General features: G+C 42.1%; 20 protein-coding genes. 17 read left to right on the top strand and 3 right to left on the bottom strand.

Annotated features, from left to right (window positions below; translation table 11 throughout):
- Window positions 1-79 precede the first annotated feature (79 nt).
- The 8 genes from OU792_RS13605 (at window position 80) to OU792_RS13640 (ending at window position 8,205) form a co-directional block, all read left to right on the top strand.
- Window positions 80-433 carry a translation initiation factor gene (locus tag OU792_RS13605; protein WP_026945849.1) on the top strand — a complete coding sequence of 118 codons (354 nt, stop codon included), beginning with the start codon at window positions 80-82 and terminating at the stop codon, window positions 431-433.
- Window positions 434-436: 3 nt separating this feature from the next.
- The gene (locus tag OU792_RS13610; RefSeq protein ID WP_274670457.1) at window positions 437-1,153 is read left to right on the top strand and encodes a GDSL-type esterase/lipase family protein; all 717 of its coding nucleotides are present in this window, start codon (window positions 437-439) and stop codon (window positions 1,151-1,153) included.
- Between the two features lie 43 nt (window positions 1,154-1,196).
- Entirely contained in the window at window positions 1,197-2,474 is a 1,278-nt protein-coding gene (locus OU792_RS13615) for a serine hydrolase domain-containing protein (protein ID WP_274670458.1), read from the top strand.
- Window positions 2,475-2,722: 248 nt separating this feature from the next.
- Entirely contained in the window at window positions 2,723-3,583 is an 861-nt protein-coding gene (gene hisG, locus OU792_RS13620) for an ATP phosphoribosyltransferase (protein ID WP_274670459.1), read from the top strand.
- Window positions 3,584-3,613: 30 nt separating this feature from the next.
- Window positions 3,614-4,906, top strand: coding sequence for a histidinol dehydrogenase (gene hisD, locus OU792_RS13625; RefSeq protein ID WP_274670460.1), 1,293 nt, complete (start codon window positions 3,614-3,616; stop codon window positions 4,904-4,906).
- Window positions 4,906-5,967 (top strand): histidinol-phosphate transaminase, encoded by a 1,062-nt coding sequence (gene hisC, locus OU792_RS13630; RefSeq protein WP_274670461.1) that lies wholly within the window; start codon window positions 4,906-4,908, stop codon window positions 5,965-5,967. The genes hisD and hisC overlap by 1 nt, the downstream gene beginning before the upstream one ends.
- 231 nt (window positions 5,968-6,198) lie before the next feature.
- Window positions 6,199-7,296: a bifunctional histidinol-phosphatase/imidazoleglycerol-phosphate dehydratase HisB gene (gene hisB / locus OU792_RS13635; RefSeq protein WP_274670462.1), complete on the top strand. Its 1,098-nt coding sequence runs from the start codon at window positions 6,199-6,201 to the stop codon at window positions 7,294-7,296.
- 111 nt (window positions 7,297-7,407) lie between these two features.
- On the top strand, window positions 7,408-8,205 hold the full coding sequence (locus OU792_RS13640; RefSeq protein ID WP_222583045.1) for a tetratricopeptide repeat protein: 798 nt from the start codon (window positions 7,408-7,410) through the stop codon (window positions 8,203-8,205).
- On the opposite strand, the gene OU792_RS13645 is transcribed toward OU792_RS13640, so the two are convergent.
- Entirely contained in the window at window positions 8,202-9,080 is an 879-nt protein-coding gene (locus OU792_RS13645; RefSeq protein WP_274670463.1) for an ATP-grasp domain-containing protein, read from the bottom strand. The two genes, OU792_RS13640 and OU792_RS13645, sit on opposite strands and share 4 nt — an antisense overlap.
- A gap of 98 nt (window positions 9,081-9,178) precedes the next feature.
- Between OU792_RS13645 and OU792_RS13650 the strand changes: the two genes are divergently transcribed.
- Window positions 9,179-9,952, top strand: coding sequence for a polyprenol monophosphomannose synthase (locus OU792_RS13650; RefSeq protein WP_026945858.1), 774 nt, complete (start codon window positions 9,179-9,181; stop codon window positions 9,950-9,952).
- Here OU792_RS13650 and OU792_RS13655 read toward each other — a convergent pair.
- Entirely contained in the window at window positions 9,909-11,123 is a 1,215-nt protein-coding gene (locus OU792_RS13655; protein WP_274670464.1) for an ABC transporter permease, read from the bottom strand. The genes OU792_RS13650 and OU792_RS13655 overlap by 44 nt on opposite strands.
- 48 nt (window positions 11,124-11,171) lie before the next feature.
- Here OU792_RS13655 and OU792_RS13660 point away from each other — a divergent pair, with 48 nt between their 5' ends.
- The gene (locus tag OU792_RS13660; protein WP_394335563.1) at window positions 11,172-12,344 is read left to right on the top strand and encodes an exo-beta-N-acetylmuramidase NamZ family protein; all 1,173 of its coding nucleotides are present in this window, start codon (window positions 11,172-11,174) and stop codon (window positions 12,342-12,344) included.
- 170 nt (window positions 12,345-12,514) lie between these two features.
- Window positions 12,515-13,432: a methionyl-tRNA formyltransferase gene (gene fmt, locus OU792_RS13665; RefSeq protein ID WP_274670465.1), complete on the top strand. Its 918-nt coding sequence runs from the start codon at window positions 12,515-12,517 to the stop codon at window positions 13,430-13,432.
- A gap of 380 nt (window positions 13,433-13,812) precedes the next feature.
- On the opposite strand, the gene OU792_RS13670 is transcribed toward fmt, so the two are convergent.
- Window positions 13,813-14,196 carry a GxxExxY protein gene (locus tag OU792_RS13670; RefSeq protein ID WP_274670466.1) on the bottom strand — a complete coding sequence of 128 codons (384 nt, stop codon included), beginning with the start codon at window positions 14,194-14,196 and terminating at the stop codon, window positions 13,813-13,815.
- Window positions 14,197-14,669: 473 nt separating this feature from the next.
- Between OU792_RS13670 and OU792_RS13675 the strand changes: the two genes are divergently transcribed.
- From OU792_RS13675 to OU792_RS13700, 6 genes are all read left to right on the top strand, one after another.
- On the top strand, window positions 14,670-15,575 hold the full coding sequence (locus OU792_RS13675) for a DUF4412 domain-containing protein (RefSeq protein WP_274670467.1): 906 nt from the start codon (window positions 14,670-14,672) through the stop codon (window positions 15,573-15,575).
- A 672-nt stretch (window positions 15,576-16,247) separates the two neighbouring features.
- On the top strand, window positions 16,248-16,751 hold the full coding sequence (locus OU792_RS13680; RefSeq protein ID WP_035483366.1) for a dihydrofolate reductase: 504 nt from the start codon (window positions 16,248-16,250) through the stop codon (window positions 16,749-16,751).
- Window positions 16,748-17,533, top strand: coding sequence for an SDR family oxidoreductase (locus OU792_RS13685; protein WP_274670468.1), 786 nt, complete (start codon window positions 16,748-16,750; stop codon window positions 17,531-17,533). Before OU792_RS13680 ends, OU792_RS13685 begins: the two co-directional genes overlap by 4 nt.
- Window position 17,534: 1 nt before the next feature.
- Window positions 17,535-18,791 (top strand): competence/damage-inducible protein A, encoded by a 1,257-nt coding sequence (locus OU792_RS13690; protein WP_274670469.1) that lies wholly within the window; start codon window positions 17,535-17,537, stop codon window positions 18,789-18,791.
- An 86-nt stretch (window positions 18,792-18,877) separates the two neighbouring features.
- Complete coding sequence (locus OU792_RS13695) at window positions 18,878-20,179, top strand: dihydrolipoamide acetyltransferase family protein (RefSeq protein ID WP_134202112.1); 1,302 nt, start codon at window positions 18,878-18,880, stop codon at window positions 20,177-20,179.
- A 1,027-nt stretch (window positions 20,180-21,206) separates the two neighbouring features.
- Window positions 21,207-21,492 (top strand): DUF3644 domain-containing protein (locus OU792_RS13700; protein WP_274670470.1); only part of this gene is annotated, 286 nt, incomplete at its 3' end.

The following is a 21,492-nucleotide window of genomic DNA, read 5'->3' on the forward strand; positions in this document are numbered from 1 at the left end:
TCAAGATAGATTGCTTCCCCGCCGCGGCGGATCGCAATGACGAAAGTCTTTTGAGACAGACTCTTTTTAATTTTAAACCATGGGAAGAAAAAATAACGATTGGAAAAAGCGAGACGGTGTAGTCTATTCTACCTCTTCGGATTTTGATTTCAATTACGACTCAGAAGAAACATCGGATACCCTCCCTCCTCAGCAGCAGAATCTAAAAGTCATGCTGGATAAAAAAGCTCGGGGAGGAAAGCAAGTGACGTTGGTGTCTGGATTTGTTGGGTCGGAAGATGATTTGAAGGAGCTTGGAAAAACGCTCAAATCCAAATGTGGTGTTGGTGGCTCTGCAAAAGATGGAGAAATCTTAATTCAAGGAGACCATCGGGACAAAGTCCTGCAAATTCTAATTGAGCAAGGGTATAAGGCAAAAAAATCAGGAGGCTAATTCATGCTTTCCTATCGACTTTTTCAGGCAGGACTTTTTCCTTTTTTACCTTTTCTGATTGCTGAGGCAAAGGCGATCCGAAAAAGCAAACCCATCCCTCCTGCCCAAAGCAATCATTTGATTTTAGGAAGTGGAGACAAAAAACTATTGATTTTTGGTGAGTCAACTGCGGCAGGTGTCGGAGCTAGCAAACCCGAAAAAACGCTCGCTGGACAAATCAGCTTTCATTTTGGTCAAGATTTCCAAGTGATTAATCTGGGTAAAAACGGCTTGCAAGCCAAAGATTTTTTCAATGAGTTTGGGGAAGAGATCAGTAATCTAAAAGGTCATGTAGAGGGAGTTTTTCTTTTTATGGGAGCCAATGACTGCTTTAGACTTACGGAACCCTCAAATTACAAAAGCCTGCTTCTTGAAATCATCAATCATTTCCAGAAGAACTTTTCCCCGGAATGGATCTATCTGGCAGCCATCCCTCCGGTGAATAACTTCCCGGCATTTTCTCCAAGAATGCAGTTTTTCCTTCGCAAGCAGCGAACATTTTTGACCAAAAAGATGGAAGAGATCAAAGAAATTTATCCCAATGTCATTTTTGAAGAAATAGACCTGAAGCTTAGCCCGGAGTTTTTTGCAAGTGATGAAGTTCATCCATCTGACATGGGTTACGAAGCCATTGCCCAATTTGCCATTGATGGAATAAAAAGATGGCAGGCTAAAGTCTAGCCTCATTTTCCTTAAATTTCTGCCCCAATTTTGATTTGAAACTATGAGACGACTTCATCTCCCAATTCTATTCATTCTCTCCTCATTGATTTTCTCCTGTCAAAATTCCAAGATCCAAGAGGAATTGATTTTTGACGAGGCAGCCCAATTTCGGTTGGATTCGACACTTGAGGCTTTCGTATCTCAAGGAAAAGTGGCTGGACTTTCTGCTTTGGTTTTTGAAAAAGGGCAGGAGCGCTATTTCAACGCATTGGGATATGCAGACAAGGAGGCTAAGCGAAAAATGAACAGGGAGACTATGGTTCAAATTTACTCCATGACTAAGCCAATCACCGGAGCAGCACTTATGAAGGCCTATGAGCAAGGGCTTTTTGAACTGGATGATCCACTGGAAAAATACCTGCCTGAATTTACAAAAATGAAGGTATATCAAGGGGTAGATGAAAATGGGGAGATGATTTTGACGGAAGCCCAGCGATCCATCACGGTACGGGATATTACTAGGCACACTGCGGGCTTCCCCAATCGAGACAATATTCCCGGTCTCAGCGAAGTCATGGCCGAAAAGGATGCTAGAAACTTCGAGAACAGCCTCAGTGATATGGCTTCCAAAATTGCGAGTACTCCACTTTGGTTTGAACCGAGCACTCAGTGGGAATATGGACTATGTGTAGATATGCAGGCCTATTTGGTGGAGAAAGTGACCGGAGTTCCTTATGAGCAATTTGTGAGGGAAAACATTTTGGATCCTCTGGAGATGAATGAAACCATGTATTTCGTCCCAGAAAATTACCGGGATCGCATGGCTGCCGTTTACCAAAAAACCGATGAAGGTGGAGTCGAAAGACAAAATGATTCGATTGCTTATCGCTTTAGCTACAAAAATTGGCCTTTGACACCAGGAGGATTTGGCCTGAGCAGCACGATAGATGATTATTTGAAATTTGCTAAAATGCTCCTCAATGAGGGAAAACATGAAGAGAAAACCATCCTTAAGCCAGAGACTATTCAATTGATGGCTACCAATCACCTCCCCGATTCGATCCCGCTTGATAAGCGATCCTGGCTACCAAGCAAGGGTCAAGTGGGGTTTGGGATTGATTTCGCTGTGCGAACAGCTGCTCCCCAAGGTCCGGAAGAGAATCCGGGAGAGGTAGGAGAATTCTTTTGGGACGGAGCATTGAGTACGCTCTTTTTTGTGGATCCCAAAAATGAATTGATCGCCATTTTATTCGTTCAATTAACCCCCTACGATGGAATTGGACTACATCATGATTTCCGGCAGGCCATTTATGGTCCTTGGAAACCATCAAAAAATTAATCTTGCAGAAAACTATATCAGGCTTTGTATGTTTTGAATCGGTGGTTAACTTTGAATTCGAAATGAATTACTCCAAAGCACATAGCGCTTATTTTTATTCACATGCCTTTCAGGTTCATGTGCATCATTTCCATCATTCCTCTTGAGAGGAATATTACAAACACCCCACCCGGTGACGCTGATGATAGGGATTCGGCCTTTCACCACCATTTTACACAATCATTACATTTCTTAGCGTAAATTTATTCATGGAAAAAATTATCCGTATAGCCGTCCAAAAAAGCGGTAGACTCTCTGAAGATTCATTGAAGTTGATCAAAGAGTGTGGCATCAAATTCTATAATGGAACCGGAAAATTAAAATCCACCTCCACCAATTTCCCAATTGAGTTTTTATTCCTCCGGGATGACGATATCCCAGGCTATGTTTCTGATGGGGTTGCTGACTTGGGAATAGTGGGTGAAAACGAACTCGTAGAAAAGAACAAGGAAGTAGAAACGCTTAAAAAGTTGGGTTTCTCGAAATGCCGCCTTTCTCTTGCCATTCCAAAGGGAGAAAAGTATGCTGGCATCGAATATTTCGAGGGAAAAAACATTGCTACCTCCTACCCAAAGATTCTGGGCGATTACCTTCAGAAAAAGAATATCCAAGCAGAAATCCACGAGATCAGTGGATCTGTAGAAATTGCACCAAGCATAGGGCTTGCTGAAGGGATTTGCGACATTGTGAGCTCCGGCTCTACCTTGATGATGAATGGACTGAAAGAGGTTGAGGAAATCTTCAACAGTGAGGCTGTATTGATCGCCAACAAGGAATTGGCAGATTGGAAAAAAGAGATTGTGGACAAGCTCCTATTCCGAATCAATGCCGTCCAAAAAGGAAAAAGCAACAAATACGTCCTTTTGAATGCACCCAATGAATCTCTGGACAAAATTATCAGCCTGATTCCGGGAATGCGTAGCCCAACCATACTTCCTTTGGCTCAGAAAGGCTGGTCATCTGTCCACTCAGTGATCAGTGAAGATCAATTTTGGGAAAATATCGAAGAACTCCGTGCTGCAGGAGCTGAAGGCATCTTGGTAGTTCCCATCGAGAAAATGGTAATTTGATCAATTAGCAAGCATTAAAACAAAAAGCTGATGAACATACTCGTCAATCCTGAAGAGAAAGTTTGGAAGAAAGCGGTTGAGCGACCTGTATTCAAGACCAAGCAAATCAATAAAATCGTCAAGCCTATTCTCCGAAAAGTGAAAAGAAATGGAGATAAGGCATTGATCAAATATGCTTATGAGTTTGACCATGTGGAATTGGATAGTTTGCTGGTCCCTCAGTCAGAGATTAAAGCGGCTGCTGATGAATTGAGTCCTGAACTCAAGGAAGCGATCCAAAAAGCAAAGGCAAATATCGAACGCTTTCATCAAGCTCAACAGAGCCCAGAACTGATCGAAGAGGTCATGCCAGGTGTGGTCTGCCGACGAAAGAGTGTCTCCATCCAGCGGGTAGGACTCTATATTCCCGGAGGCACGGCACCACTTTTCAGCACAGTTCTCATGCTTGGTGTTCCTGCCAAAATAGCCGGATGCAAAGAGATTGTACTATGCACCCCTCCCAATGTAGAAGGCAAGGTTCACCCGGCCATCATCTACACTGCTGATTTGATCGGAATCCATAAAATTGTCAAAGTTGGAGGTGCTCAAGCAGTTGCCGCCATGACTTTTGGAACAGACACTGTCCCTCAAGTGGATAAAATCTTCGGCCCGGGTAATCAATTTGTGACTGCAGCCAAGCAACTAGCCACCAAATATGGAGTCGCTATCGATATGCCTGCGGGACCTTCTGAAGTTTTGGTTTATGCAGATGACAGTACGCCTGCAGAATTCGTAGCTGCAGACCTTCTCAGTCAGGCAGAGCATGGCGTGGACTCCCAAGTAGTATTGGTCACCCATAGTCAGAAGTTTGCCAAAAAAGTACTAAAAGAAATAGACGTACAACTGGAAGTACTACCTAGAAAAGATATTGCAGCAAAATCACTGGATAATTCCGTTGCTATTGTAGTCAAAGATCTTCAGGAAGCGCTTGATTTGATCAATTTCTACGCGCCAGAGCACTTGATCATCAGCGTGGAAAATGAAGAAGAGGCTGTGGAAGGAATCGTCAATGCCGGATCTATTTTCATTGGAAAATATACTCCTGAATCCGTGGGTGATTATGCATCCGGCACCAATCATACCCTCCCTACCTATGGCTATGCCAGAAACTACAGCGGAGTTTCATTGGACAGTTTTGTCAAAAAAATCACCTATCAAAAGCTTACGCCTGAGGGAATTCAAAATATCGGTCCCACTGTAGAAGTGATGGCAGAAAATGAACTTCTTCATGCCCACAAAAACGCTGTAACTGTTAGACTTAACTCACTCAAAAAGAATAAGTAATGCCCTTTGATCTAAATTCATTACTTAGGCCTCACATCAAAGATTTGAAGCCCTACACTTCTGCGCGGGATGAGTACAGTGGTAAAGAAGGGATCTTCCTGGATGCCAATGAAAACCCTCTTGGCTCAGTGACTATTGAAAACTTCAATCGCTACCCAGATCCCTATCAGACTAGCCTTAAGGTGGAGCTATCCAAGATCAAGGAAGTCGATCCCAAGCAGGTGTTTTTGGGAAACGGTTCGGATGAAGCCATAGACCTACTCTTTCGTGCCTTTTGCAATCCCGGAAAAGACAATGTGATCCTCCTTCCTCCTACATATGGCATGTATGAGGTCAGCGCCAATATCAATGATGTAGAAGTTCGAAAAGTGAGCCTGACCGCAGACTTTCAACTTCAACCTTTGAAGATTTTGGAGGCTGCAGATCATAATTCGAAGATATTATTCATCTGCTCTCCAAATAATCCTTCCGGAAATAAGGTAAAGCGAGAAGATATCTATTTTCTCCTGCGAAATTTCCCAGGACTCGTGGTAGTTGATGAAGCCTATATCGACTTCAGTGATGAACCTAGCTTTACTACCGAACTGAAAAACTATCCCAACCTACTTGTGATGCAGACTTTCTCCAAAGCCTGGGGATTGGCTTCGCTTAGACTGGGTATGGCTTTTGGAAGTGAAGAAATCATTCGAATACTGAATAAAATCAAGCCTCCCTACAATATCTCAGGACTGACCCAAGATACTGTTTTGCATGCTTTGAAAGATAAAGGCAAGGTAGATTTGATGATCAAAGAGATCTTGGCCGAGCGGGATTTCTTGGAGTTGGAGCTGAAAAAGCTTCCATTCGTTGAGAAAATCCACCCTTCTCATGCTAATTTCCTTTTAGTGAAGCTTCCTCATGCAAATCAGGTTTATGAAGAATTGATCAAAGAGAAAATCATTGTGCGGAATCGTGCCAAGGTCACTTTATGTGAAGACTGTCTCCGAATTTCGGTTGGGACAAGAAGTGAAAATGAGGCTTTTATTGAGGCTTTATTAAAAATTGGAAAATTGAAAAATTGAAAAATTTGAAAATGCACATCCTGACTATTTAGGAAAGGATGACTTTTGATTTCCAATTATCTTGACTGGATTTACAGTAAGATTGTTGTTGATTACGTCTTTGCGAGGAGCAGTCCTAAAAAAAAAGTTAAGTATTCATCCTAGAAAGCGACGAAGCCTGCCTTCCGGAGGGCAGGCAATCTTAAACTGCATGATTAGAATTCACAATTGCCATAAAAAGAATATTTATAGATGAAAAAGAAAGTGCTTTTCATAGACCGGGATGGTACCATCATCAAGGAGCCACCCACTGACTTTCAGGTCGACAGCTTGGAAAAGCTGGAATTTATCCCGAAAGCCATCTCAAACCTTCGCAAAATAGCAGAGGAAACGGAATACCATCTAGTCATGGTAACCAATCAGGATGGTTTGGGTACGGACTCATTTCCCGAAAAGGACTTTTGGCCGGCACAGTTCAAAATGCTCTTAACCCTTGAACAAGAAAACATCACCTTTGATGCTGTGCATGTAGATAAGACCTTTGAGCATGAAAATGCACCTACGCGCAAACCAAGAACAGGTTTACTGCAGGAATACTTCTCAGATGAATACGATCTGGAGAATTCCTATGTAATCGGCGATAGATTGACCGACGTTCAATTGGCTGAAAACTTAGGAGCCAAAGCCATCTTCATAGGAGACCATGAACCAAAAGCGGCGCTTTCTACCAAAGATTGGGACGAGATTTACACCTTCTTGAAAATGCCTCCACGAAAGGCTACAGTCAGTCGAAAAACCAGCGAAACCAATATTCAAATCAGTTTAAATCTGGATGGAAATGGCTATTGTAAAATAAATACAGGCTTGAGCTTTTTCGATCATATGTTGGAGCAGCTTGGCAAGCATGGTTCGACTGACTTGGAGATACAAGTGAAAGGCGACCTGCACATTGACGAGCATCACACCATTGAGGACACTGCCTTAGCATTGGGAGAAGCTTATTTGAAAGCCTTGGGAGACAAAAAAGGGATCTATCGCTACGGTTTCCTATTGCCCATGGACGATGCCTTGGCTCAGGTAGCGATCGATTTTGGAGGAAGACCTTGGTTGGTTTGGGAAGCTGAATTCAAGCGTGAGAAAATCGGTGATATGCCCACAGAGATGTTTTACCATTTCTTCAAATCCTTCTCAGACACTGCCAAGTGCAATCTGAATATTAAAGTAGAGGGAGACAATGAGCATCACAAAATCGAAGCAATCTTTAAAGGTCTTGCTAGAGCTATCAAAATGGCAGTGATGCGCGACCCCAGAAACATCAATCAATTACCAAGTACCAAAGGAGTACTTTGATTTTGAGTTGATACTCCCATAACTGGAAGATAAATAGGTTTTTAACATAAATTTGGATTTGAATTAGTACTTGTGCTTTTTCAAATCCATATTTTTTTTGTTTATTTCGGTATGCTACGAAATTTTAAAACTATTCTCGCACTGTCAGTCTTGGTATTTTTTAGCTCCTGCAGATCAGAACTTTATGAAGCTGAAGAACTATTTGACGGAAAACGCTACGAGGAGGCTATTTCTTCCTTGAATGCCTACCTCTTTTTTCATGTAACCGATGTAAAAGCATTCCATCTCCGTGCCCGAGCAAAGGAAGAATTGGGTGATATTCCTGGGGCTATGGAGGACTACGAACGCATTATTCAACTTGATAATCAATACGCTCAAGCCTATGCGGGCATTGGGATCATTCTTTTTAATCAAGAGAAATACAAAGAGGCTGAATTATGGCTACTTCGCGCAGCCAAGACCGATGCAGAGGATTTTAATATCCTCTATCACTTAGGCAGGGCCCTTTTGATGAATGAAAATTACACCCTTGCGGAAGAGTTTTTTCTTAAAGCTAAGGAACTCAACGAAAAGCACCCTCAACTCCATTTTTACACCGGAATGGCTCGAGCCTTTCGTGGGGATGTGCTCGGTTGCGCGGCTTCCTTCAATACCTACGTACAATTAGAACCCAACAATATGGTAGGTCGCTACAATAGAGGTTTTGCTTTGATGCGTGCGGGCTATTTAGAATGGGCTTTAGAGGACTTTGATGCGGTACTTAAGACCGATCCAAACCACACAGAGGCATTGGGTAAGAAAGGCATTTGCATGGCGCAATTGGGAAAAACTGAAGGATGCAATTACATTCAGCAAGCTGCATCCAAAGGTTCGGACTATGCCCAAAGCCATTTGGATCTCTGCTCTTAAGCCAATTTTGATTGAATAGCCTCCCGATAATTGGGCATGGATTTTTCACTCAATCCCAAAAACAAATATGGCTCAATCAGCTCCAATTCCATCAAGTAAAATCCTGTATCCCTCATCACACCATCTACTCGGGCGTAAAGCGATTCGCTCGCAAACTCTTTTACAAAGCTAGTGGCTGTTTCCAGCATAGGCTGATCAGGATTGATTTCTTGAATAGTTCCTCCAAAATAATGTTGCACCCGAAAATCTTCCTTCTTCGGAGTTTTTAAAACAGCATGGGAGAATTTCCCATCGAAAAATATCAGGGAATATTCTCCAACCTCAGCTACTTCCTGTACAAAAGGCTGGGCTAAAAATGATTCATTCTCCAAAAGACCTTGAATTTGGTCCTGCTGGGCAATCGCTTTCTCTAAATCCAGTCGAAAAGTATTCTTTGCTCCCCCACTGACCAAGGGCTTGATGACAAACTCTTTCACCGCCAAGCCATCCATTACCTCCTTAGGATCAAACTTGCTACCCTTCTCCAAAATCTTTCCAGCTATTACCGGAAAGCCTTTTTTCTCCATTTCCAACAGGTAGGTTTTGCTACTGTTCCATCGGATAGTATTCAGATCATTAAAAACCTGGATTTTCAGCGACTCTATTCGATCCATCCACTGCAAAAACTCCGGATAGTAATCGAAATAATCCCATACAGATTTGATCAACAACGCGTCATATTGAGCCCAATCTACCTTTGAGTCCGACCAAGGCATGATTTCATTGTCAAAACCCAATTCTGAAAGTGTTTTGGATAATATCTGGTCCTCATCGATAGTATTGGCATCATAGGCCCCTGTAGACACGTAACTGACGATTCCGATTTTCTTTTGCATGGTATAATTTTGCCCCAAAAGTAAGCTTTAACGATATTTTGTACGGACCGTTCTTCAAAAATCGCCTCGAAGAATTACTTTTGGGCTTTGCTCTACCTATGAAACACCGAAAGCTGGTCATCATTCCTACCTACAACGAGTCCGAAAACATTCAGGACATGGTTCGCACCGTGATGAATTTGGATGGTCATTTCGAACTGCTCGTCATTGATGATGGATCTCCGGATGGCACAGGTGAATTGGTCAAAGGCTTACAAACTGAGCTTGGTGGCCGTCTTCATTTGATCGAGCGAAAGGGAAAATTAGGCCTGGGGACAGCCTATATCACGGGATTCAAGTGGGCCTTGTCCCATGGCTACGACTACATCTTTGAAATGGATGCGGACTTCTCCCATGATCCTAAGGACTTGATCAGACTGTACCAAGCTTGTGCAGAGGAAGGATTTGACATGGCCATTGGAAGTCGGTACATCACCGGAGTAAACGTGGTTAACTGGCCGATTGGTCGGGTACTTATGTCCTATTTCGCCTCAGTCTATGTTCGCTTCATCACGGGATTACCGATCAGTGATTCGACAGCTGGATTTAAATGCTATCACCGAAGTGTACTCGCAGGTATAAAACTGGATGAAATTCGATTTATCGGCTATGCCTTTCAAATTGAAATGAAATTCACCGCCTGGAAGCTAGGTTTCAAAATCAAAGAAGTCCCGATCATTTTTACAGACCGAACGAGAGGCACTTCCAAAATGAGCAAAGGAATTTTCAAAGAAGCGGTTTTTGGCGTGATTTGGATGAAAATCAAAAGTATTTTTTCTCCTTACCAACTCAATCAAAACGAATGGACTGAATCGGGTTTACCCGTGAAATAACAATCACCGGAATCCACAGCACTAAGGCTGTTAAAATCGTGATCCCAATATTCAGACCGATAAAGACAGGCCAATTCCAATCTATCGGCACGTAGCTCATATAATAACTCTCTGGATTGAGTGGAATAAGGTGAAAATAGTATTGCAAGACCCCAATGCCCAATCCCAAGGAATTCCCAATCAGAAGTCCACGTCCCAAAATCCGCATTCCATTCCAAAAGAATATTTTTCGGATCTGAAGATCCCTTGCTCCCAAAGCTTTCAGCAATCCAATCATCTGCGTACGCTCCATGATGAGAATAAAAAGGATGGCTCCCATATTAAAAACAGCTACAAAACCAATTAAAATCAAGAAGACGTACACGTTGGTATCCAGCAACTTAAGCCAGTCAAAAATCTCCAAATATTTATCATCTGAAGGAATTAATTTCAAGTCCAAATCCAGTACATCCTCTATCGAGCGGGTGAGCTCTGGACTTGATTGACCTTCCAAAAAGATCTCTAAGCCTCCTACCTGATCTTCTTTCCACCCATTCAGGTTGCGAATGGTTTGAAGCTCTCCGATGATGATTTTTTGATCAAAGTTTTCTAGAAATGTCTCATAGATCCCCACAACTTCCACCCTGCGATATCGTGGTGGGTCTTGCACAAAGTATAGAAGAATCCTGTCTCCTACCTCCAAAAGCAGACGATTAGCCAAATAGCGACTGATCACAATCTCATTGGATGTGCCGCTCTGCGGAATGCTTAGAAATCGTCCTTCAACCAGGTATTCTCGGAAACCCAAGGTATCAAAGTCACTGGAAACCCCTTTCATCAAGACACCTTCCACTTCCTCTTCCCCTTTCATCAATGCCGCCTTATGGGCTACTTGCTGCACTCGTTGGATTTCCGGGATGTCTTGATAAATCTGAGGATAGTTAGGCTTTAGGGAAAAAGGGTTTTCCTCAAAGGAATTGCTCATCGTAAAGCGCTGCACCTGATAGTGCCCCGTGAATCCATATACCTTATCCGAAACCGTCTTTTGGAAACCTCCCAAAATCATAAATGCGAGGATTGAAACGGCAATTCCAATTCCCAAACTTCCCACGGCGATTTTATGAATCGTCGCGGAAAAACCGCCTGTCCGGCTAAAACTGATTCTTTTGGCAATGAAATAGGAAAGGTTCAACAGAGTGGTTTAATTTGTGAAGACACAGCGCAAATTAGCATGAAGAAGATGAAAAAATTAATCCAATTCGGTTTTTTGTCAATTTTGATCCTTTCAATCAGTTTTGGCTCCACTTCACTTTTTGCTCAGGTACTGACTGGTGCTGAGCGACATGAATTATACCTTCCCATGCTGGAGGGGAAAAAAGTTGGCTTGGTTGGAAATCAGACCTCCATTCTTCCCCAATCCGACAACAAACATGTGGTGGATTTTCTGCTTGAAAATGGCGTTCAAATGAAAAAGGTTTTCGTACCTGAGCATGGATTTAGGGGGACAGCCGATGCCGGAGAAAAAGTAGACAATAGCATAGACCAAAAGACCGGGCTGCCAATTATCTCACTCTATGGAAATAATAAAAAACCCGCAGCGGATCAAATTCAAGATTTGGATGTGATCATCTTTGACCTGCAGGACGTGGGGACCCGTTTTTTCACCTACATCAGTACCATGCATTATGTAATGGAAGCCTGTGCTGAGCAAGGCAAAAAGATCATCATCTTTGATCGTCCCAATCCAAATGGAAGCTATGTGGATGGCCCAATACGAAAGCCGGGTTTTGAATCTTTTGTGGGAATGCATCCCATCCCGGTTGTTCATGGACTTACCGTAGGTGAGCTCGCGCAAATGATCAATGGGGAAAAATGGCTAAAAGGCGGAATCACAGCAGATTTGGAGGTAATTCCTGTAGCTAATTGGACGCACAGCCAAACCTACAATCTTCCGATCAAGCCCTCCCCCAATCTGCCCAGTGATCTAGCCATCAAACTCTACCCTAGCACCTGTTTTTTTGAAGGTACCGTCATGTCATTGGGCAGAGGTACCTACGAACCCTTTCAGATGTATGGTTACCCGGACCCGAAGTTTGGAGACTTCACATTCACTCCAGTTAGCATAGATGGAATGTCCAAAACACCTCCCCATCAAGATAAGCTTTGCTATGGCGTTGATCTTCGTGGAGAATCATTAGACCATCATTTTACCCTCAAATACCTACTAGATGCCTATCAAAAATCGGGAATGAAGGAGAAGTTTTTTAATAATTTCTTCAATACACTTGCCGGCACGGATGAACTGAAAAAGCAGATTTTGGCAGGAAAAAGTGAGTCCGAAATCCGAGAAAGCTGGAAGGCAGGATTGGAGGATTTCAAAGCGATGAGAGCGGGGTATTTGCTGTATGAGTGAGGGGGAAGCGTGAAGTAGGAAGGGGGAATTGTGAAGTTGGAAGGGGGAAGTTGGAAGTTTGGGGGTTAGGGAGTTGGGAAGTTTGGGAGGTAAGGAAGTTTGAAGTTAGGAAGTTAGGAAGTTGGAAGTTGGAAGTTTAAAGTTAAAACGCATTGAAGTCAAAAGAGGAAATGAGGATTATTTATATGGGCACACCGGAATTTGCGGTGCCGGCCCTAGAAAAGCTAGTGGAAGCGGGTTGGAATATCGTCGGAGTAATCACCGCTCCCGACAAACCTCAAGGGCGAGGAAGAAAATTGGTGGGTTCGCCGGTGAAGCAAGCATCAGAACGTCTTGGACTCCCTATCCTACAACCTACCAATCTCAAAAACCCGGAATTTCAAGAAGAGCTTCGAGAACTAAAAGCTGATCTACAGATCGTCGTAGCTTTTCGAATGCTTCCCGAATCCGTTTGGAGCATGCCGCCATTAGGCACCTTCAACCTGCATGCTTCCCTCCTGCCCGATTATCGAGGAGCTGCTCCTATCAATTGGGCTATCATCAACGGGGAAACTGAAACCGGTGTCACAACATTTTTCCTCAAGCATGAAATCGATACTGGAAGTATCATTTTTCAGGAAAAGGTAGCCATTCTTCCGGAAGACGACTTGGGAATTGTCTATGAAAAATTGATGAATGTAGGATCCGATTTGGTAGTTCGAACGGTGGAAGCCATTTCAAAGGACGAAGTAAAGCCACTTCCTCAGGACGAAAGCAAGGCCCTGCACCATGCGCCAAAAATATTCAAAGAAACCTGTCAGATCGATTGGACTCAATCATCTGAATCCATTCACAATTTGATCAGGGGACTCTCTCCTTATCCTGCAGCATGGACTACACTCCATGATAAAACTTGTAAGATCTTTAAATCCAAATCCCATCCTGAACCATTTCCCGAGCTAAAACCCGGTGAATGGAAAAGCGACGGAAAGAGTTTTCTAAAATTTCAATGTGGAGAAGGACATTTGGAGGTACTGGAGCTGCAGCTTGAAGGAAAAAAACGGATGCACATTGGAGATTTCTTGAAAGGCTACAGACTAGAGAAATAGAAAAATTAATCCTGACCGTTTGAAGGCAAAATTCATCCTATTTCCAACTGAATCACACGGAATTTTAAAACCCATCTGCGATCATCTGCGACTTTTTCTGCGAACATCTGCGGGAAACCTATTCTCTTCTCCTGCTGATTTACGCGGATAAAAATTATACCCATCTGCGATCATCTGCGACCTTTTCTGCGACTATCTGCGGGAATTACTATTTTTTCTCCCGCTGATTCACGCTGATTTTAAGCGCTGATCTACGCGGATAAAAATAACCAATCTGCGATCATCTGCGACCTTTTCTGCGAATATCTGCGGGAAACACTTTCTTCTCTCCCGCTGATCTACACAGATTTTAACCGTTGATTTACGCGGTTAAAACAACCTCATTCATGAAAATCATTAACTTTTCTATGAATTGAATTTGAAATATTTTCTGAATTGAAATTCACTAATAGACCAACTTTCAGGTTTGATAACCTTAAATAAGTAATAAGTTGCTTAAAATGTACTTCAGCCAGGTTTTCTACAGATTTAACCTCTACAATTACTTTATTCTCAACCATCAAATCAATTCGATAGCCAACATCCATTTTCAATTTTTCATAAACCATAGGCAATCCAACTTGTTGCCGAACATTTAAACCTAAATTAATTAACTCATAGGCTAAAGCCGCCTCATAACTTGATTCTAAAAGCCCCGGGCCAAGTGCATTATAGACCTTAAAAATTGCTCCACGGATCTTATAGGTTATCTCATTTTCATGCATGTCCTAAAATAGTAAAAATTGAAAATTTTTGAACGTAATGCTTAGAAATAAATTAATTTAATCACAAAAATTTAAACATAAAAATTACTTATGATTCCATTAATTCAATGGCGACCTGTTCCTCTTTCTAGGGGTGATGTTTTCTTTTCTCACTCTGATTTGCTCAGCTTTTAACCGTTGATTTACACGGATTATTAAAACCAATCAGCCATCATCAACGAGCTTTTCTGCGAATATCTGCGGGAAACACTTTCTTCTCTCCCGCTGATCTACACAGATTTTAAGCGCTGATTTGCGCGGATTATTTAAACCAATCAGCCAACATCTACGACCTTTTCTGCGAATATCTGCGGGAAATATTTTCTTTAAATTGATAAATTAGAATTATAAAATTCCAAAAATTATTTTTTCAATTCCATTGATTTTTCAAGATATTTAAGGTACTACTATTGAACAATTTAAACACTTTGATCATGAAAAAATCACTTTACATTTTTGTTTCATTTTTACTTTTATCCAGTTACACATCAGAAGCTCAGATTCTCAAAAAACTAAAGCAGGCAGCCGAGCGAGGTGCTACAAATGCCTTGGAGAAGAAAACAGAAGAAGAGATCAATAAGCTCGTCCAGCGCCAAATCGAAAAACAACTCAGCGCTTGGGGAAGTAATGAATCCAGTCCAATCAATATGGACATGGAATCTATTTTTGCAGGAATTGGCGAACCTGTCGACATCGAAGATAGCTATGAGTTTTCCGGGTATATGACCATGGAGATTGTCAGTACCGATGCCAAGGGAAAAACGGAAGACCCGGTCACCATGAAGACCCTTATGACAGACCAGGAGTATACAGCTATGGAGATAAGTGACCCCGAGGCAAATGAAGGTCTGATGACCATAGTATTTGATTTTAAAAATAGTGCCTCTGTCCTATTTATGGATAATGAAGGTCAAAAAAGCAGCTTTGCTTACAAGTTTGACATGAGTAAAATCGCTGATGAAGAAATGGAACAGCAGGTGGAAGATGAGGATGTGACCTTTGAAAAAACAGGAAATACCAAAACGATCTTAGGCTATACCTGTGATGAATACCTAGTAAAGAGCGAAGATGGAGAAGGACATTACTGGATCACTCAAGAGCCCATTGAGGGAGTAAGATCCCTTTGGAGTATGGACAGCCCATTGCTTAAAAACGCCACCAAAGAAAAATATGCCAAGCGATTCGCCAATTTACCCTATGGAGATTTTATGGAAATGAGCTTCACCGAAACAGGAGGAGATACGATAGATATGACCGTCATAGAAATCGAAAAAAACAGTCCCAAATCCCTTACCACTTCTGAATATCCAAATGTTATGGAGAGCATGGGCAAGGATTGATTAGCACAAACAAATAACAAAGGAAAGGCGATGAGAATTTCATTGCCTTTTTTCGTTTAACCTGGATTTTGAATTAGTACCCAAAATAGCCTTTTCCGACCCGATTTATCTGGATTTTAGCAATCAAGGCAATTGATTTTCTCTCGGCTAAGGCTAATCTCATAATACTTGTTTGACGAGGTATAGAGCCTATAATGCGTTTTTCTATTTAGCTCAAATGAATAGAGTTTTCTTAGGTCGAAAAAGAGGTTGTTTTTCGACACAGTTTGATCATAAACTTGATATCCAGAACTAAGGGCTTTTGTGCGCGATGGGCCGTCGCAGCCGCGAGCCTGGCGTTGGCTTTGCGGGAGGAAGCATAGCTGCGACAAAGCCTTTTGGATACTTTTTGGCTAAAAAGTATCAATGTAAAATCCGTAGAAAGACAATCTTGATGTGTAAATCGTTAATTAAGCGCTTGGTCAGCTTATCACTGAACTACCTTTATTTATACCTCAATTCCATCTATCTCCGTGAAAAAGGAGAACACACTTTATACTAACAAAATGAGTTAGCTATTTTACTTTACCTACCAAATTTCATTGAATCCGGGTTTAATATTAGCTAGTCATCAATTCTCATTTTTATAAACCAAGCAATCAAGGTAAATTCAGCCTCGATCAAAAAATACAGATGAAGCTTACCCTAATAGCCGCAAAAGCAAAAAACAATGTAATCGGAAAGGAAAATGACCTTATCTGGAGATTACCTGCTGATTTCAAGCGATTTAAAGCGATCACAAGCGGGCATTATATTTTAATGGGGAGAAAAACTTTCCTTTCGCTGGGAAAACCACTCCCCGACCGAACCCATTTGGTCATCACACGAGACCCGAAATTTGAAGTACCTGAAGGACATTTTACTTTTGGCACGATCGAAGATGCCTTTACCTTTTGCAATAAATTAGGAGTAAATGAGCTCTTTATCATTGGTGGTGGAGAGATATACTCGCAGACAATAGCTATGGCTGACAAGCTTATCTTAACAGAAGTCGAGGCCGAACCAGAGGGAGACACTTATTTCCCTGAATTTGATCCAAAAGACTGGAAAGAAGTCTTCCGGGAATATCATCCGGTTGATAGCAGGCATCGCTTTGCTTTTTCCTTTGTGGACTATGAAAAAATCGACCGACCATGAGTCAATCCGTCATTTGGATCACAGGAGCTTCCTCTGGAATTGGTGAAGCTTGCGCAAAAAAATTCTCCCAAGAAGGTCATGCACTTATTCTTTCAGCGAGAAATCAAGAAGCGCTCGAGCAAGTAAAAAAAAGCTGTCAGCATCCAGAACGCATTCAAGTCCTACCTCTTGATCTATCTGATCAGTCAAACTATGATCAGAAAGTACAGGAAGCCCTAGGCTACTTCGGTCGAGTGGATGTCCTTTTGCACAATGGAGGAATCAGTCAACGATCTCTGATTTCGGAAACCCAATTAGAAGTAGACCGGAAACTCATGGAGGTGAATTTCTTTGGAACAGTGGCTCTAACAAAGGCCATCTTACCCTATTTTATCCAACAGAGGTCTGGTCATTTTGGGGTGGTGACCAGTTTGGTGGGAAAATTCGCTTCCCCTTATCGATCCTCCTACGCGGCTTCCAAGCATGCCTTGCATGGTTTTTTCGATACACTGCGAGCAGAGCATGACAAGGATGGCATTCGTGTGACGCTAATTTGTCCCGGATTCATCCGCACGCAAGTTTCTGTAAATGCCCTTACCGGAGACGGAAGTTCTCTTGGCCAAATGGACGATGCCCAAGCCAAAGGCTATCCGGCAGAAAAATGCGCAGCAGAAATCTATGCTGCTATCCGAAAAGAAAAAGAAGAAGTCCTGATCGGTGGAAAAGAAACCTATGCTGTGTATTTAAAGCGCTTCTTCCCCCGTATTTTCTCCAAAATCCTTAAAAACGCTAAAGTCAGATAAAATGCAATTGGTAAAAGCCGAGATCATCGCCATCGGTGATGAGTTACTTTATGGCCAAATCGTAGATACAAACAGTCACTGGATTTCTCAGGAATTGGATCTAGTGGGGGTAAAAGTGGTGCAAAAAACCACCGTTGGTGATAAGCGCGAGGATATATTGGCAGCATTCGAAGCTGCTGAAAAGCGAGCCGATTTAGTCTTAATCACTGGAGGATTGGGACCCACGCAGGATGACCTGACCAAGCCTCTTTTAGCGGAGTATTTTCACTGCCCAATAAAAGAAGTTCCTGAAGCAGTTGAAGCCATTACGGCCTTTTTCAAGCGAAGAGGGCGGGAAATGACTCCTCTAAATGTACTTCAGGGTCACCTTCCCTCCTGCTGCACCTACGTGCCCAATGAGGTGGGAACAGCTCCAGGGATGTGGTTTGAGCGAAATGGAACCTACTGGATGTCCATGCCGGGTGTACCCCATGAGATGAAAAAACTCATGAAAGACTTTGTCTTGCCCAAATTACCGACGCTTTTTGAATTGCCGGTGATCTATCACAAGGTGATCAAAACAGCCGGGATCGGTGAAAGCTGGCTAGCAGATATGATCAATGATTGGGAAAACGCCCTTCCTGAAAACATTAAATTAGCCTACCTTCCTTCTTTGGGACATGTCAAACTGCGCTTGACTGGCTTTGGAACTAACCATCAGGAGATACAGCAAGCGGTGGAAAAGCAAATCCAACTGGTACTTCCAAGGATTCAGAAATACGTTTATGGATTCAATGAAGAACGGCTTGAGACAGCCATTGGGAAACTTTTGAGAGAAAGTGGGAAAACCGTAGCTTTGGCTGAAAGCTGTTCGGGAGGATATATTTCCCACCTCATTACAACGGTGCCCGGAAGTAGTCAGTATTTGCAAGGAGCGGTCGTTCCCTACCACAACGAATTCAAGGAAAAAATCCTAAGCGTATCCGCCAAAACCTTGGAAACTTGGGGAGCGGTGAGCGAACAAACGGTCCAGGAAATGAGTAAAGGGGTAAGAGAACTCTTTCATGCAGACTTTGGGATTTCGAGCAGTGGAGTAGCCGGTCCGGATGGAGGAAGTCCCGAAAAACCGGTTGGAACCGTATGGATCGCCTGTGCCGGAAAGGACTTTGTTGAAAGCAAAAAGCTCCAACTTACCCAAGATCGAATGCTGAATATTCAACTGACAGGGGTTGCTGTTTTGAATTTGCTAAGAATCTGCATTGAGAAATATGACAAATAAAATTTTATCTTATCCGTTTTGATGGATGGTAAATAAAATTTAATTTTAAAACTTGATTATAAACCCAATTAAATATCAAAACCAGAATGGCTAGTGTAGAAATGCTCATGCCCAAAATGGGTGAAAGTATCATAGAAGGAACCATCCTGTCCTGGCTGAAAAGCGAGGGAGATGAAATCGAACAGGATGAATCAGTACTGGAAGTAGCAACCGATAAGGTCGATACAGAGGTACCGGCTACTCATGGGGGGATTTTGAAAAAGATCCTGGCCAAGGAGGGTGATGTCATCGCGGTGGGTGCTCCGATTGCGATAATCGAAACTTCCGATGAGGTAGAAGTTCCTGCAGCCGCGCCTAGTGATACGCAAAAAGAAGAATTGGTAGCTGCTGCTCCTGATAACACAGCATCTATTCTCAGCGAGCCTGAAGTGAGTTCTGCAGACGTCTCTAGCGAGGATGGACGCTTTTATTCCCCTCTGGTGAAAAGTATTGCAAAAGAAGAAGGCATCTCAGCCGCTGAATTATCTAAAATTCCAGGCACAGGCAAGGAAGGTAGAGTGACGAAGCAAGACATGCTTTCTTATTTGAAAAATAGAAAAGCTGCTCCTGCTCAGGAAACCGCTGCTGCTCCTGCCCCATCCATTGCAGAACCTAAACCGGTTCCTGTAAGCATTTCAGCATCTGATGAGATCATCGAGATGGACAGAATGCGTAAAATGATTGCGCAGCGAATGGTAGACTCCAAGCGTATTTCTCCTCATGTTACTTCTTTCGTGGAAGCAGATATGACAAACATTGTTCTGTGGAGAGAGAAAAATAAGCATGCCTACAAAGAAAAATACGGAGAGCCTATCACTTATACCCCGTTTTTTATCGAGGCCATAGCAAAAGCAATCCGGGACTTCCCAATGATCAATATCTCTGTGGATGGAGATCGAATCATCAAAAAGAAAGCCATCAACATCGGTATGGCGGTGGCTCTACCTTCCGGTAATCTGATTGTGCCTGTAATCAAAAATGCAGATCAGTTGAATCTAGTTGGTATCTCCAAGCAGGTAAATGATCTAGCCAACCGAGCGAGAAATAACAAGTTGAATGGAGATGACCTCGCTGGAGGAACCTACACGGTCTCGAATGTAGGCTCCTTCGGAAATGTAATGGGAACTCCTATCATTCCACAGCCTCAGGTCGCAATTATGGCAGTAGGTGCCATTGTCAAAAAGCCAGCTGTAGTCGAGACTCCAACCGGCGATGTAATTGCCATCCGGCATAAGATGTTTCTCTCTCACTCCTATGACCATCGGGTTGTAGATGGTTCCCTAGGCGGGATGTTTGTAAGGCGAGTAGCAGATTATCTGGAAGCCTTTGATATGAATTCAAGTTTTTAATCAGAATCCCGGGAGACCGGGATTTTTTTTTGTCTTAAAGGCGAAAGAGCGTAAGCTCTCACATAGAAATACACCTTCAGTGAAATACACTTTGCGCCTGCCTGCCGTGCAGGAAATATAGCTCTCTTCGTTTGGTGAAATAAAGAGCGCTGAAGACATCGCAAGACGAAGAAGAATCTGAATTGAAGAAATACGATTTACGAAATACGATATTTTCGTCTCAATTGACCTGAAATCATTTCTCTGATGGACATCTTCTCTCTTGGCTGTTTTAATGTCGAATGATTAAATAATTTGAAAATTGAAAAATTGGAAAATTGGAAAATTTTTAAAAACTGCCTAATGTAATGAATTGCAGAATAGACTTCATCTTTCCGATTTGGGAATAAGTTAAAAATTGAATTCTCATTACCGGAAGAGAGGAAAAAAGCGCTGAAGTGCCAGTCCGCCGTGCTGGACGCGAAATATATCAGCCCCTGGGTAAGCAAGCGAGGTACGAGACTCAGCGCAACCCAGGGTAAAACATACAAATCCAATCCCAGCGCTGGCCCAATATCTTTGAATTGGAATTCAAAACACCATGCCAGCAAGAGGTCTGCAAAACCTGATTGGAATCAATGGAATATTTTGGTTTGTTCGGATTATAAATCTTACAATATGAGTTCGGGATTACATTCTAATAGCAATCTCGACCCGAACAGCAAAATAGCTGAAAAGGAAATTATACCCTTCTTTCACCTATTTTTAACTCAAAATTACCCACTTTATGGTATTTTTTTCTTGGAATTATTCACTTTCTTGCAAATGAAGCCTTTAGGGAAAAAATCAAAGAAGGAAAAGTCTTGGTGATAGGTAAGCTGATTAACAAATGCATTTGAAAAGAGACTGGATATTGTGGATATAGGAATGAAGAGGCTCGTTTATCCAAAATTCTCTAATAATTAAGTATTTCCAAGCCATAGCAAAGGGAAAAAAAATTACATCTCATTTAGGATATTTACTAGTTACAGACCATAAAAATAATTATGTGAGCAAAATAAAACGAAAACCACCTGTTGCTAAAAGTTTGGTCAATAATTCAATTTCAGCATACATATCTGGAATTGAAATACATAACAAACCAAATTTCAAATTTCGATATGAAATTGTAATTATTCTTTTTATAAATTCATGGGAATTACTACTTAAAGCTTATATATATAAATTTCATAAAAAAAAATATCGAATAGTATATTTAGATGGTACCAGTAAATCTTTAGACGATTGCTTAAACATAGTTACTAATGAACTGGGAAAAGATTTTGCAGCTACTA

Origin of the sequence: Algoriphagus sp. NF (genome assembly GCF_028823735.1) — a bacterium.
Lineage (GTDB): Bacteria > Bacteroidota > Bacteroidia > Cytophagales > Cyclobacteriaceae > Algoriphagus > Algoriphagus marincola.